Genomic DNA, 14705 nt, shown 5'->3' with positions numbered 1-14705 from the left:
GTTTGCATTATGAATTACCTACGAATCATGACTCTGCTGAAGCGGTGCCGCCTCGGCCAGCACACCTTCGAAGGCAGACAGGTACACACGACGAATATCATCTTCTGTTAGCAGCAGCGGACTGCGTGCAAGAAGCCGCCTCTGCTGTATGCCATCCTGCACAAGTGACTCCAGTGCATCACGAGGAATCTCGAAGGCATCCAACGTCTGCGGTATTCCCGTTTCTTCAATCAGCTGCTTCATCCGTTCAATGGCAAGGCAGGACGCCTCTGCATCGGACAATTCACGAACATCCGCGCCCATTGCCTCTGCGATATGGCGAAGACGCGTCATACAGGCACCACGAATATAATTCATCACATACGGCAGCAGAACTGCATTGGACTCGCCATGCGATAAATGGAATTGTCCGCCGAGCGGATAAGCAAGCGCATGAACACCACCCACGCCCGCGTTGAAGAAGGCGAGGCCAGCCAAATAGCTGCCATAGCTCATTTCAGTCCGTGCTTCCTTGTTCGTTCCATCTTTCACCGCCCGAACGAGTGAACGGCTAATTAAGCGAATTGCGTGCAGCGCCACCCCATCCGTTGTCGGACTGGCGTGTACAGATACATAAGCCTCTATTGCATGGGTTAATGCATCCATGCCCGACGCTGCAGTGACTCTCGGTGGTACACTCACGGTCAGTTCTGGATCAATAATCGCAGCATCAGCCAGCAAGTAATCATGAGCAACAACGTCCTTGGTTGTCTCCAATGACAGCACGGATATATCCGTTACTTCCGAGCCTGTGCCTGATGTCGTCGGGATTAGAATCTTCGGCAGGCCGCGTACAGATAATGGACGAGTCCCGCTCAAATTCAAATAATCCGCAACTGCTCCCTCATGCTGCGATAGAACTGCCGCAAGCTTAGCCAAATCCAGCGCACTTCCCCCGCCTAAGCCAATGACAAGATCGAACTTACCTTCACGTGTATAGCGAACGAGTGCCTCTCCTGCCGCAAGCGGCGGCTCCGGCATCGTATCCGTATAGATATCAATATCATAGCCTGCCTCACGAAGCGGCTGAAGTACACGCTCCACCGTACCGTTGCGAAATACCGACTTGCTCGTCACGCACAATATCCGCTTCGGCGCGTGACGCTCCACTTCGGACAGCAGTTGGGCTGCTGATCCCCACCCTGTATATTGATAGGGTGCAAATCTATGTGTAAACATACCTTTCTCACCTCTTCTTTATCTTGAACCTTGCTCTTTACGCACACCTCGCATGGATTCGGAAGTATGATCGTATCATCCTTAGAGCCCTCGATCAACCTGCTACCGAAGATAGGTGAATCGATTTTCCATATATATGTATACAAACAAGAGCCTCCTGGATGGATCAGGAAGCCCTCCCAAATGATTGAGTTATCTTGACTATCTGTACTGCATTTGCTAACTCTTTTATCATAACTCACTTTAGTTTTCATTTGCTGTCATTCATTCGATATCACGGGCATCAGGATACTTCCTGAATAAGGGGGTTCATATACAATCGATAGTAGAACCCTTCCTGCTGCAGCAATTCTCCATGGGTTCCGCGCTCAATAATACGGCCTTGCTCGATAACAAGAATTTGGTCTGCGTCTCGAATCGTGCTTAACCGATGTGCGATAACGAAGCTCGTACGTCCCTTCATCAAGGTCTGAAGCGCCTTCTGAATATGCATCTCTGTTCTCGTATCAATACTGCTCGTCGCTTCATCCAATATAAGAATGGCTGGATCCGCCAAGATAGCCCGCGCAATCGTCAGCAGCTGACGCTGCCCTTGACTCAGGTTGCTTCCGTCTTCCGTAAGCACAGCGTCATATCCATCAGGTAGGCGCACGATAAACGAATGTGCATTGGCAAGTCTGGCAGCCTGCTCCACCTCTTCATCCGTTGCCTCTAATCTTCCATAACGAATATTGTCCCTAACCGTTCCGGCAAACAAATAGGTATCCTGCAGCACCATGCCAATCGAGGTACGCAGCTCCTCCTTGTCCATGTCTCTAATATCTTGCCCATCAATAAGGATTGAGCCTTGATCAACATCATAGAAGCGCATGAGCAAGTTCACGACCGTTGTCTTACCAGACCCAGTTGGACCAACAAGTGCAATTGTCTGACCGGGTCGTGCAGTTAGCATAACCCCCTTCAACACCGGCACATCCGGCTTATATCCGAAGGATACATCTTGGAAAATAACTTCCCCCTTCATGCCTTCTAATGGCAATGTCGTCTGCTGATCAGCATACTCCGGCTGTTCATCCATGATCTCAAAAATACGCTCAGCACCAGCAATCGCTGCCTGCAGCATGTTATACTGATTCGCCAATTCGTTAATCGGACGAGCAAACTGCTTCGAATAATTGAGAAATGCTGTAATAATTCCAATCGTAATGGCGCCTTGAACTGCCATATAGCCGCCAACCGCCGCAACTAATGCGAAGCTAATATTGTTAATTGCATTCATGAGAGGAGGAACGAAGCCAGAGAAGGCTTGTGCGTGGATACCCACATGTCTCAGCTGAATATTCTTCTTCTCAAACGCAGCAATTGCTTCTTCCTCGCGGCCAAATGCCTTGATGACCCGCTGGCCCGAGATCATCTCTTCAATATATCCATTCAGTTCTCCCAGCTCACGCTGTTGATCCGTAAAAAATCGACGCGTTCGCTTCGCTATGCTGCGGGTCACAAACAGCCCCAGCGGTACGACAATTAAGCTAATCAATGTCAGTACAGGACTTAGTGCAATCATCATGCCGATAGCGCCAGTTACCGTTATGACACTGGTGAAAATCTGAATCGTACTCTGTGACAGAGAGTTGTTGATATTCTCGACATCATTGGTCAGACGACTCATCACATCTCCGCGCGGCCGCTCATCAAAGAACTTGAGCGGAAGTGTCTGCACCTTGACGAACACATCCTTGCGAATCGCCTGAACGGTTCGCTGCGAGATGCTTGCCATCATATATGTGTGCATCCATGAGGTTAATGCACCTAGGGCATACACAATAAGCAGCCAAGACACAAGTGATCCGAGCAAGGCGAAGTCGGTTGTCCCTGAGTCGATGCCTAGACTGTCAATAGACTTGCCGATCAAATAAGGACCAATCAGTGCACACACGGAGCTGGCGACGACAAGCAGGAAGACTCCCAGCAGCGGCATGCGTTCCGCACGCAAATACTGCCACAGTCGAATGATAGTCGCCTTGGATTGCTTAGGCTGCTTAGGAGGGCCCATAAGGTGCATGCCCCCTGATCCAGGCCCTTTGTGACCCATCATTTTGACAGAATGGTCAGCGGAACTGCGTTCTTGCTCCCGTCCTATACGGGAATTCTGCTCTGACACGCTATACCGCCTCCTCTCCGATTTGGGAACGATAAATATCCTGATACACTTCACAGCTATCCAGCAGCTCTGCATGGGTACCTATGCCAACCACACATCCGTCATCAAGCACCATGATGCGATCCGCGTCCAGCACGGAACTGATTCGCTGGGCTACTATGAGGCAGGTCGTGCCCTCCACCTGCTCTCGGAACGCCTTCTGCATGCGAGCCTCCGTACCCGTATCCACTGCACTTGTACTATCATCCAGAATAAGTATGGACGGCCGCTTCAACAACGCTCGCGCAATGGACAGGCGTTGCTTCTGCCCACCGGACAGATTGACGCCTCGTTGTCCGATCATCGTGTCGTAACCTTCCGGCAGCTTCTGAATGAACTCAGCCGCTTGTGCAGCTTCGGCAGCTGCCTGCACTTCCTGATCGGAAGCTGCTGCATTCCCCCAGCGAATATTATCCCGAATTGTCCCGGAGAACAGGATCGATTCCTGAAGCACCATACCAACCCGCTGCCGCAGCTTGTGCAGTGGGATATGTCGAACATCTGTCCCACCCAACAGAATATGCCCTTCTGTTACATCATAAAATCGTGGAATTAAGTTCACCAGTGTGGATTTGCCTGCACCGGTGGAGCCAAGAATCGCAATCCGTTCCCCTGGCATCGCCGTGAAAGAAATCCGCTTCAGGACAGGCTGCCCTCCTCCACCTGTATAGCTGAAAGAAACTTGATCGAAGACAAGCTGGCCATATGCCTTAGAATAAGCTGTGGTGTGCTCCGCTGAATCCGTTGCTAGTTCTGATTCATGTTCTGTTAGATGTTCCATTGCATGCTCTGACCCATGCTCCACTTCCAGTCCAACGTTACGAACAGCAGCGATATCTGAAATGTCCGTCTGTGTATTCAGCACTTCAGATATTCTGTCTGCAGACACCTTAGCCCGAGACAGCATCATAAGCATCATCCCCACCATCATAAGCGCGAACAGAATTTGCATCATATAGTTCGTAAAGGCGATGACTTCTCCCACCTGCATACTGCCGCCGTCTACCTTGATTCCACCGAACCATAGAACAGCTACAATACTGAAATTCATAACCAGCATCATAACAGGCATCATAAGCGCCATAATTCGAGCAGCCTTCACCGTTACTTCTGACAAGTCAGCGTTCCTCTTCTCAAATCGTTCCTGCTCATACGAAGAGCGAACAAACGCTTTAATAACACGGATGCCTGCTAAATTTTCGCGCACTACACCATTTAATCGATCGAGTTTGGTTTGGACGTTTTTGAATAGAGGAATACCTTTGCGGAAAATAAGAATAAGTGCCCCGAACAACAAAGGAACCGTTACAACGAATATAAGAGCCATCTGCGCGTTCAGCGCGAACGCCATCGCGATCCCTCCCATGAACAATAGCGGAAAGCGAGTCATCATGCGCAGCATCATCAGCACGACGTTCTGCACCTGTACGACATCATTCGTTAAGCGCGTAATCAGAGAGGAAGTATGGAATTGATCCAACTTGTCGAAGGAAAAGGTCTGAATGTTCTTGAACATGGCTAAGCGGATATCTGCGCCAACATGCTGTGAAGCAATACTCGCAAAATAAACGCAGCCCATTCCACCCGCAATACCGACAAAGGCGATGCCGACCATCATGAGCCCTGTTCTTGCGATATATCCCATATCCCGATTCACTACACCATAATCTACAATATGGGACATTAGCGTCGGCTGCATCAGATCACATATGACCTCAACGAGCATGAGGAGCATCGCGCATAAAGCCGCTTTTCGATAAGGCAAGATATAAGCAAATAACTGTTTCATGAATACAGCGCACCTTTCACGTTAGTTTGGCAACTAATGATACAAACTGCAGGAGGGGACGGCTCGTAGCCTTATTGCAGAAACCCTTTAACAGCAAACAGCGGCTGCTATTCTATTCGCCTACCCTCTCTTCATCATGAGCAGACAGATTGTGATGCATATGCAGCAGGAAACGACGCAGCAGGATTTTCTCCTCCTCGCGGAATCCTTGGAAGCATTGCTGTTCCACTTCCTTCACGGCCTCCTGCACATGCCCTACGGCATCCTTGCCTCTTGGCAGCAAATATACGCGGGAAACCCGCAAGTCCTCCTCATCCGCACGGCGTTCGATGAGCCCCGCTTTCTCCAAACGATTCAGCATCACCGTAACCGTTGCTGGCTTAATCTTCGCCTTCTCCACTAATTCCTTCTGGCTCCGCCCATCTTGATCACTAAGCAGAAACAGCATCGGCAGCTGCCCAGGATGGATGCCCACATCCTGCACCTTCTTCATCATTTCATTGTTGTATGCCCGCACAACCTGTGACAGCAACACCTCTAACGAATCCAAATACGTATCTTCCATTGTCTATAAACTCCCATTCATTTATTTAGCCGACTACTTATTTTGTGACAGTAGTCTACCACAGAGCTGAATCGGATTCAAGCAGCAGACAACCCCCTCAACCGTACGTAGCCTGCACAAAAAAAAGCATCTGCTCACGCAGACGCTCTCTTCCCGATTCCCGTATATCATCAACAGTCCTACATACTGCCTTATTTATGGCTAGCATGCAGATCATGCATGTTCTGATGAAGCTCCTTAATCATATGATTCATCAAATATTGCTCTTGTGAATTCAGTCCGTGCTGATTGTCCTGTGCAATGTATTGCTGGATATTCCGCTTTAACAGTTCATTTCGTCTATCTAACATTTGTTCGTAACTCAAACAGAAGTCACTCCTCGCTTGTTGTACGTGCACAATTTAAGCCTATTTAAGTATAAGGAGTAGACTCTTGTTAGAAAAATGTGGTGTTCCCTCTTCCTGCCGCATCTGACCGCAAGAAGCATCATCTTCATGAAACAGAACGGTTCGCTTGTAATAATGCTCGCTTTTACTCCCTGTTAGTCCCCTGCATCAAATATAAGCCCATTCTTCATCATTCGCCACCGGGATCAAGTGCCTCTGTTAGTCTTGCATAGATGCTTACAATCTCATCCAGCTTCATACGGACAAGTCCACTGGATGAAGGGGCGACGAACTCATATACGCCCTCTACAACCGGATCTGCCTGTACACCCCAATTGATGCCCGCACGCCCACTGTACTTCTCATACACACCCTTTCCGACAAAACATACGATCCTCGGCTTATACATCTCAATTTTCTGACGAAGCTGCTGGCGCCCTTCCGCATACTCCTCTGCCGTTATCTCCGCAGCCGCTCGAGTCGGACGGGCAACAATATTCGTAAATCCATAGCCTAATTCAATCAGATCGCCATCTTCCTCCGCCTGGAACAACCTCGGAGTCAGACCTGCTCGATAAATGATCTGCCAGAATCGATTGCGTGGATTCGCATAATGATGCCCCGTTGCCCCTGATCTCAAGCTTGGATTGAAACCAACGAACACAATACGCAGATGCGGGGCAAGATGATCGGGAATGAAATCCATCGACATGACCTCCTTCACTCATTTACAACATCATGAGAAATTAGAAAATTTCGCATATTTTTCGAAGTCGACTCACATAATAGAAGAGCGGCAACATGCGAAAACGCTCGTGAGCTGCATAACATTCGTTTTCACTGTACCGACTGCGCTTGCAGACATACTTGGAACTTGCCGAGTCAACCGTGAATAGAAGGGCTGTCCATAGGGGCAGTTCTTTTCATTCAGCCCGCGCTTTTATTTATCCCATCTCATCAGCGCGCACAAATAAAAGGAGGGTTCTACCATGTACTATGCAAAAAAACAACCCGAGCCAGTTCCCGAGGAGCAAACATCCATCTGGCAATGCAGTCAGGACGGCTGCTCCTGTTGGATGCGGGAGAACTTCACATTCGACGACACCCCCATTTGCCCGATCTGCCAGTCTACAATGGTTGAATCGTCGCGTATGCTCCCTACACTAACGAACAACACCAATTATGCCCACACGAAGTAGAATCGCTCAGCTTCGACGTCCGCGGCTGGCTTCATCCGTCTATGGACTGAGGCTGGCCGCATTTTTTTACAGCGAAAGGTCTGTGCGCTCACAATGAGACACAGACCTCTTATTTATTCTTATTATGTTCTAGCGCTTGTACTAACGAACAACGACTGCCGTACCGCTTACTGCAACCATCAACATGCCTTCTCGCACCACTTCATAATCCACGTCAATGCCGACAATTGCGTTGGCGCCAAGTCGTCTTGCCGCATCCTTCATTTCTTCCATCGCAATGACACGCGCTTCCTTCAATTTGCTCTCATATGCACCAGAGCGACCGCCTACTACATCACGCACAGAGGCAAGGAAGTCCCGTACGACGTTGGCGCCCATGATTGTCTCTCCCGTTACAATATCTATATATTCTACAATTTCTCTGCCTTGAATCGATGGTGTTGTCGTTACGATCATCATTTCATTCCTCCTAAGGGTAGGGTAACTTGAAGTTCTTCATACATTCACTGTTTTCTATAGTATCCAGTATACAACGAGCCATTCACAGTACCTATTGATTAATATGACAATCCACCCTCATTTACTTACATTTTTGCAACATGCATCTGTTGATGCCTCTTCTCTGTCCAATCAGATATCCAGACTACCTTGACAAGACCCTATTCATTTGGTTATATTTTACATGTAAATAATATATCGTAATTTCTTGCGACGGAAGCACCCGTAGGAATGGGCAATCATGCCCTTCTTGCGGGTTTTTTTGTTGTCCTGAAGTTAACGACCAAGAGGAGGTTTACAAATGAAACAGAGAGGTTGGCAAGTCTCAGCAGTACTGCTCGCCGCGTTGCTTCTACAGCCATTGCTATCCGCTGTATCGCATGCAGCAAACAAGGAATTATCCCCCACAGCGAAGACCGCATTGACCAAGATAGCTGAATCCGCTACCCCAACCCAAGCCAGCTCCATAGACTCCATGTACAGCGAGCTCATTTCCTTGCAAAATCAGAGCCTGCAACGAGACAACACCCTGAAGCAGGTGCAAGCAAAAAATAAAGAAAACCTGACTAATGTACGCAGTAAGCTTCAACACTGGGATACCGACAAGATTAATAAACTGGAAGCCTCTCTAAAGCAAACAAGACAACGCTACGAACCGCTATTCGCTTCATACCAGCTCCTGAACGATCAGCTATCCCGCATGGGCTCCAAAAAAGACGACAAAAAAGAAATACTGCGCAAGCAGCGCGATATTGTGAAGGCCGCAGTGCAATTAGCAAGAATGGACATTAAAACAAAGGTAGAAGCAGTAAAGAAGGCACGTGAGAGCAAATCGAAATTCGTAAAACGCGTACGTGATATTCTGGCAGGCATCAATACCGTGAATGCCCAAATGAAATCAGAACGAAGCACGGTTAGTGAGTTACAGAAACGCACTACGCCACTATGGTCATCGCTCAATCAAGCAATTAAGAAGGGAGACGCCAAAAGTTCACTTCAGTCGCTAACATCCCTCGTCTCCCTAATTCGTCAAATCGATCAGTCCAAAAAGAAGCTAGAGCAGCACGAGTCACGTATTACGGAAATTGTAAACAAAGCAAAAGGCACCTTCACTTCATGACATAATACAGGCTCTACGGTTCACGCCAACTGCAGATGGTCGCAAATAAAAATCCCCGGAGTTATCCGGGGATCATCATTCACATGCAGCTGCGACGTTGACTAGACGGAAGGGCGCAATCATTCTACCTCCAGCCGAGACCCTAATCGCCCTTCTACACTGACTGCTTATGCTGTTCTAAGGCAGCGTCTATATGCCCTTCTTCATCAGAAGTATGCCGCGTGAAGCGTGCTTCAATTTTTTTGCTAATCAACAGAGACAGGCCTATAAATAGGACGACAAAAATAAGTTGCAGCGGATGATCAATAAATCGTTGTATATCGTGACCAATATAGGATACGGAGAATACCATGAGCGCCTTGCCAAAGAGAATCGCAATGAAGAAGGAGCGGATTCGCATGCGCGCAACAGCCGCGACCATATTAATAAGAACGAAGGGACCTACTGGGAAAATACTAAGCAAGAAGACATAACTGAATGCATTATGACGCACCCACAGCATGCTCTTCTTCACCTTCGGCTTCTCAGCCCAGCGAGCGAGCAACGGGTGGCCTGCTGCCTTGCGCACAATGAGGAACGTCAGCATGCAGCCGCTCACGATTCCAATCCATGAATAGAGAAATCCGAGCCACAACCCATATACTGCAGCATTCACACCTACAATAACGAGGGTAGGCAGCGGCGGGATAAAGGACTTCATGAACGTCAGTAATATGCCCGGCAGCGGCCCGAAGGAACGGAATTGCTCCAACAACGCCTTCAAATGCTCTTCGGTAAAATAAGAAGTTATCTCGGATAGTTCCATGTTGTACGTATCCACCAGCCTCTATATTTATCTGTCCGAAATGGCTCAATATGATTGCCATTGTCATACGAGAGGAAGCCGCCATAAGCTCGCTTCGAACAATAGCATAACATACTTCATCCCCGCTATACTGCCTCTACAACAAAAAAGATCGACAAATAAATGGCGTGGCTGCGAATATAACAAAAGCGAAGCAGAAACACAAAGAGCCGCCCCTGAGGACGGCTCTTTGCTATTCATACGGCATCCCTGCCGCATAAAATTAATAAATGCCCCAAACCTTAGGTCTGGGGCATTGTAATTTCGTGTCTTACAGCTTTACAACGTTCTCAGCTTGTGGTCCACGGTTGCCTTCAACTACGTTGAACTCAACGCGTTGGCCTTCGTCCAACGTTTTGAAGCCGTCGCCAGTGATTGCGGAGAAGTGTACGAATACATCGTTGCCGCCTTCAACTTCGATAAAACCGAAACCTTTTTCTGCGTTGAACCATTTAACTGTACCTGTTTGCATGAACAAATACCTCCTAAAATTTACATGACCTCTTATTTACATAAATAAATAAAATTCACATATTGGACAAGGTTATTCTAGCTTCAAAATAACCCTCTGCAATATGTGAATCAGGTCAAATTTGAATATAGTCATCTTACCACATGGTTACCCAAATAGCAATTCCTGTTTTTTAATTTGTTTTAATTTCCCGTTGTCCAAGTCTTCTCAGGCTCAGACAACGTCAGCGTATTCAACTAATTAACCACATCTACGTGCTCAACCTTCTTTATTGTCATGTACATTACGAATGCACCGATCAGTGCCAAGATGATCGGAACGATAATGATTGAATTCAGCGAGACTCCCCCATTATTCGAGCACACGATGGAAACAATGAGCAAGGAAGACATGATCGTCGTCGGTGTCGAATATTTTTTCATGCCAAAATATAGCGGAATGAGGCTCATAATGCTTGCAGCCATTGCATTCATGATCAACTTCAATGCCCCTCCCCCAATTATCGACAAAGTCAGGGGCTCTTGTATAATGGGTACAATTGCATTTGCTGTCAACAAGATCGCGTTGAGCACAATTTCAGACACAATAATATTGCTAAATGTGAAGATGGCGATAATGGCCAACTTGCTGAGGAGGATCTTTTTCCGACTTATTGGATACATAAATAGGATGTTTATTGTCTTTGATTTATATTCATCAATAATGAACCGAGATATCAATACTGCTGCAAAGACGATAAAGATCATTCGTACAAATGAATCCACACCCACAAAAAGGGCAGTGTAATCCGCGAAAACAACTTCTTCCATCATGTTAGGACTGTATAACATCAAGAATAAGATGGCAATCGCGACAATATTTGCAATAATCGCGTTTCGGATATACCCTCCTATGCGATGCTTGCGAAGCTCCAAACCTATCAAATTACGCAACATGATCGCCCCCTTCCAACAATGATAAGAAGTATTCCTCTAGGGAGCTGTTTTTCTTATGGATCGATTCGATTAAGATATCGTTCATGACCAGTTCCTTCGTCAGCATACCCTGCTGGATATTCGGATCATATACTCGAATTATGCGCTCGTCCATGACTCGTAGATTGTGTATGCCTAGTTTATCTTCGAGCAGGAACGCAGCTCGCGTGCAATCATTCGTCACAATCTCAATATATTCGCTATTTTTCATACGAACCTCGTCCATAGACACTTCTGCAATTAATCGACCATTATTAATGACACCAATCGTATCTGCAACTAGCTCAATTTCACCCAGCAGATGACTTGATATCAATATCGTTGTACCATATTGTCTGCTCAGCATAAGAAGCAAATCGCGTATTTCCTTAATCCCTATCGGATCCAGCCCATTAATAGGTTCATCCAATAGAAGCAGCTCCGGCTTCGTTGTGATCGCTCTGGCGATCCCTAGCCGCTGCTTCATTCCAAGCGAGAAATCTTTAACTGCTTTATCACCCACATGGTTGAGCTTCACCAGCTCCAATGCCTCATCTATGGCCTTCATGTTGTGATATCCCATGTACTCGCAGTGCAGCTCCATATTCTCTCGTGCCGACAGCTTGTCATAAAATACAGGATATTCGATAATTGTCCCCATCCGAGCCAGCAGATGATACGACTTGGGGGCTAGCGCTTCCCCAAATACTTCAATTTGACCCATTGTAGGCTTAATTAAGTTCGTAATCATTTTCATAATTGTTGTCTTACCGGCCCCATTCGGACCCAAAAATCCATATATCTCTCCTTGACGGATGTTCATATTCACATTCGAGACGACCTCTTTACCTTGGAACGTCTTCGTTAAATGATGTGTACGTAATAAATACGTCATGCCAGTATCTCCTCCCGCTCAATGCGTGCTTCCCGATGACTTTATTGTATGAGGCATTCCTCTCTAATTCCTTACTCAATCCTTACAAAAATCTTAAGCTCTATTTGCTCTTCATTCAGTCTCACTCGACACACCTTGGTATTCCTGAAGCCGATTGCTAGATTATCTGCTCTACTCATTATCGTACGGGCATTGGAGCAATTCAATCCGTTATTTCCATTCTGATAGCAATGAATAGTTATAAAGTTGGAGGCATATAGATTGATTATCTATTATCAGGTATGAATCAACTCTAGTAGGTTAATACTTGTAGTATGTATACAAACTAGTATTTTCTTATCATTGACAAATTGTTCCTCGTAACCTATATTGAGCTTGATAGTTCCCTATGCCTATGATTACAGTCATCTTCGCTTGAATAAGAAGTGTTATGATTGATCAATCACATAGGGCACACTAATCGAAAGATTAGGCCGCAAAGCTTCGGAGTCTAACGGTCGTACGACCTATGATAGTCCGGCTGCAACTAACAATTCTGTTACTTGCAGCTGGACTTTTTTTATTTATATGAAGTTCTGGCGGAATTAACTGTCCGTTGAGCTATATAAATAAGAATGAGGAGGCATGGACTCACTTCGGTAGGGGAGGAATAAAATGAAAAAATGAGGTGGCGAATTGAATGAAACGTAGAGTAAAGTTGGCCGTAACATGGCTGTGCGTATTTGCCGTGTTCTTCGGGTTTATTCCTCACACACTGCAAAGTGCAGATGCAGCCGCACGTGATCCAATTTGGCCAGAGCCAGGTGCTGTGAAATTAAGCAAGACAGCGAAGCCAACCGGGACGCCAGGAGAGTGGCAGATTACTCTGACCGCCGAAGGGAAGAACGTTGAAGCCGGTGACACCGATGTCGTACTTGTCTTAGACAAGTCAGACAGTATGAAAAACTACAAACGGTTAGACAATGCCAAAAAAGCAGCGGAGAAATTTGTAAACACACTGCTTTTGTCCAACGTCAAAACAAGAATTGCTCTTGTCACGTTTAGCACCAGCGCAGAGGACACATCATCCGGATTTCTTGGCCAGAATGACAAACAAAAGCTCCTGAACAATATTAAGGGTATCTCGGCTTCCGGAGGGACAAACATACAAGGCGCTCTCAACACAGCACATCAGTTACTAACTACAAAGAGTTCAGCTAAAAATAAATTTATTGTGCTGCTTAGTGACGGTGCGCCAACGTTCAGTTCTCCTGCAAAAAAAGCCGCTCCTTATTCATGGCCCAATAACAAGTATAACTTTGTACTTTCCAACTTTGACTACACCAAGACTATCGGTTCCGGCAACAGCTATGATTTATCCTCTGGCTTGTTCGGAGATCGATACAAGATAGATAAATATACGGTTAAGGACAATGGAATTCCTACGATATCTCAAGCCAAAACATCCAAGGATGCAGGAATCACCATTTATTCGATCGGGCTCGAGGTCGGCAGTGATGCTAACGCTGTATATGTCTTAAAGAACAGCGCTTCAGCAAACAACTATTACCCGTCTGACAGCGCAGAGCTGGAGAAGGTCTTCTCTGAACTGGCAGGGAAAATTTCTTACGCGGCTGAAAATGCTATAGTCAAGGATCCGATGGGTGAAATGTTTAACCTTATTTTCAAAGGTAATGCACCTGTTGAAAAGCAAGACTATACAGCATCTCAAGGCACGGTGAAATGGGATTCAGTTTCGGAAACGTTTGTATGGGACGTTGGCAACATCGTAGAGGGAAGTCCGGCAACCCTGACATATACCATCAAAATGGACTCTTCTAAAAATCCGAGTGCTGATGTCAATTACCCGACAAACGGACGAACCACCATGGAATATACAGATGTGAATCATCAACGTACAACAAAAGATTTTGAAGTGCCTCAAGTCAGCTTCGGCAAAGGCTCCATTCTTGTTAAAGGCTACAAGGTTAATGAACAAGGCGAGCCTATTAACGCAGACGGCAAGGTTGTCGAACGTGTGGATCTTGCAGAGCAGTTGTACAGCGAGTCTTTCGCTGTCAATGGGAAGGATGCGCTGGATATAGGGCCGAAGTACAAGGTTCCTGCTCCGAAGCTTGATAACTATGTGTTGAAAAAGGGCACCGACCCTACAGAAGAAACGTTAACACTGCAGGAACCTAACAAAACAGTATGGTTCGGATATATGCTAGCTCCACAAAAGCTAACAATTAAGTATGTGGATAAGGACTCTGGCAAATCCATCGCTGACGACGATACTTCGCTCTCCGGCACCGACGGACAGACGATTACGTTGAAGGCACTCGACATCCCGGGATACACGCCTGAGAACGCCGAAGTTCAATACACATTTAAGGCCAAGGACAACGAGTATACCTTCTTCTACAAGAAGACAGCACTCCCTATCACGATCAAGTTCGTCGATAAGGATACGGGCAAGTCCATCGCTAACGATGACACTTCTCATTCAGGTAAAATTGGCGAGTCCATTACGTTGAAAGCTCTGGATATCCCAGGCTACACGCCTGAGAAGGCGGAAGTAACCTAT

Annotated in this window: 14 protein-coding genes and 1 riboswitch; of the genes, 3 read left to right on the top strand and 11 right to left on the bottom strand. The window is 46.6% G+C overall.

What is annotated here, in order from left to right; genetic code table 11:
* Nucleotides 1–18: 18 nt before the first annotated feature.
* The 6 genes from BBG47_RS15525 to mug form a co-directional block, all read right to left on the bottom strand.
* Nucleotides 19–1218, bottom strand: coding sequence for an iron-containing alcohol dehydrogenase (locus tag BBG47_RS15525; RefSeq protein ID WP_021255728.1), 1200 nt, complete (start codon nt 1216–1218; stop codon nt 19–21).
* A gap of 283 nt (nt 1219–1501) precedes the next feature.
* Nucleotides 1502–3313, bottom strand: coding sequence for an ABC transporter ATP-binding protein (locus tag BBG47_RS15520; RefSeq protein ID WP_083189341.1), 1812 nt, complete (start codon nt 3311–3313; stop codon nt 1502–1504).
* A gap of 67 nt (nt 3314–3380) precedes the next feature.
* Nucleotides 3381–5207, bottom strand: a complete 1827-nt coding sequence (locus tag BBG47_RS15515; protein WP_065292436.1) for an ABC transporter ATP-binding protein — start codon at nt 5205–5207, stop codon at nt 3381–3383.
* Between the two features lie 112 nt (nt 5208–5319).
* Nucleotides 5320–5772, bottom strand: a complete 453-nt coding sequence (locus BBG47_RS15510; RefSeq protein WP_021255725.1) for a MarR family winged helix-turn-helix transcriptional regulator — start codon at nt 5770–5772, stop codon at nt 5320–5322.
* A gap of 191 nt (nt 5773–5963) precedes the next feature.
* Nucleotides 5964–6137: a hypothetical protein gene (locus BBG47_RS29940; RefSeq protein WP_005543625.1), complete on the bottom strand. Its 174-nt coding sequence runs from the start codon at nt 6135–6137 to the stop codon at nt 5964–5966.
* A gap of 211 nt (nt 6138–6348) precedes the next feature.
* A complete protein-coding gene (gene mug, locus BBG47_RS15505; protein ID WP_065292435.1) occupies nt 6349–6864 on the bottom strand; it encodes a G/U mismatch-specific DNA glycosylase in 516 nt (171 codons plus the stop codon).
* 283 nt (nt 6865–7147) lie between these two features.
* On the opposite strand from mug, the gene BBG47_RS15500 reads away from it, so the two are divergent.
* Complete coding sequence (locus BBG47_RS15500) at nt 7148–7357, top strand: cold-shock protein (RefSeq protein WP_021255723.1); 210 nt, start codon at nt 7148–7150, stop codon at nt 7355–7357.
* A gap of 141 nt (nt 7358–7498) precedes the next feature.
* Here the strand turns inward: BBG47_RS15500 and BBG47_RS15495 are convergent, their stop codons facing one another.
* Nucleotides 7499–7813 carry a YbjQ family protein gene (locus tag BBG47_RS15495; RefSeq protein WP_021255722.1) on the bottom strand — a complete coding sequence of 105 codons (315 nt, stop codon included), beginning with the start codon at nt 7811–7813 and terminating at the stop codon, nt 7499–7501.
* A gap of 343 nt (nt 7814–8156) precedes the next feature.
* Here BBG47_RS15495 and BBG47_RS15490 point away from each other — a divergent pair, with 343 nt between their 5' ends.
* On the top strand, nt 8157–8975 hold the full coding sequence (locus tag BBG47_RS15490; RefSeq protein ID WP_065292434.1) for a hypothetical protein: 819 nt from the start codon (nt 8157–8159) through the stop codon (nt 8973–8975).
* A gap of 154 nt (nt 8976–9129) precedes the next feature.
* On the opposite strand, the gene BBG47_RS15485 is transcribed toward BBG47_RS15490, so the two are convergent.
* From BBG47_RS15485 to BBG47_RS15470, 4 genes are all read right to left on the bottom strand, one after another.
* A complete protein-coding gene (locus BBG47_RS15485) occupies nt 9130–9780 on the bottom strand; it encodes a TVP38/TMEM64 family protein (RefSeq protein ID WP_021255720.1) in 651 nt (216 codons plus the stop codon).
* Between the two features lie 310 nt (nt 9781–10090).
* Entirely contained in the window at nt 10091–10291 is a 201-nt protein-coding gene (locus BBG47_RS15480) for a cold-shock protein (RefSeq protein WP_005543633.1), read from the bottom strand.
* Between the two features lie 236 nt (nt 10292–10527).
* Nucleotides 10528–11226, bottom strand: a complete 699-nt coding sequence (locus BBG47_RS15475; protein WP_083189338.1) for an ABC transporter permease — start codon at nt 11224–11226, stop codon at nt 10528–10530.
* Nucleotides 11216–12139 carry an ABC transporter ATP-binding protein gene (locus BBG47_RS15470; RefSeq protein WP_065292433.1) on the bottom strand — a complete coding sequence of 308 codons (924 nt, stop codon included), beginning with the start codon at nt 12137–12139 and terminating at the stop codon, nt 11216–11218. Before BBG47_RS15470 ends, BBG47_RS15475 begins: the two co-directional genes overlap by 11 nt.
* Before the next feature lie 440 nt (nt 12140–12579).
* Nucleotides 12580–12667: riboswitch (cyclic di-GMP riboswitch) on the top strand.
* A 151-nt stretch (nt 12668–12818) separates the two neighbouring features.
* On the opposite strand from BBG47_RS15470, the gene BBG47_RS15465 reads away from it, so the two are divergent.
* On the top strand, nt 12819–14705 hold a 1887-nt coding region (locus BBG47_RS15465), incomplete at its 3' end, for a VWA domain-containing protein (protein WP_139070706.1).

It is taken from the genome of Paenibacillus sp. KS1, from assembly GCF_001680695.1.
GTDB lineage: Bacteria > Bacillota > Bacilli > Paenibacillales > Paenibacillaceae > Paenibacillus_B > Paenibacillus_B suaedae.
Note: the sequence above shows the minus strand (reverse complement) of the source record. Positions and strands in the feature narration are given on the sequence as shown.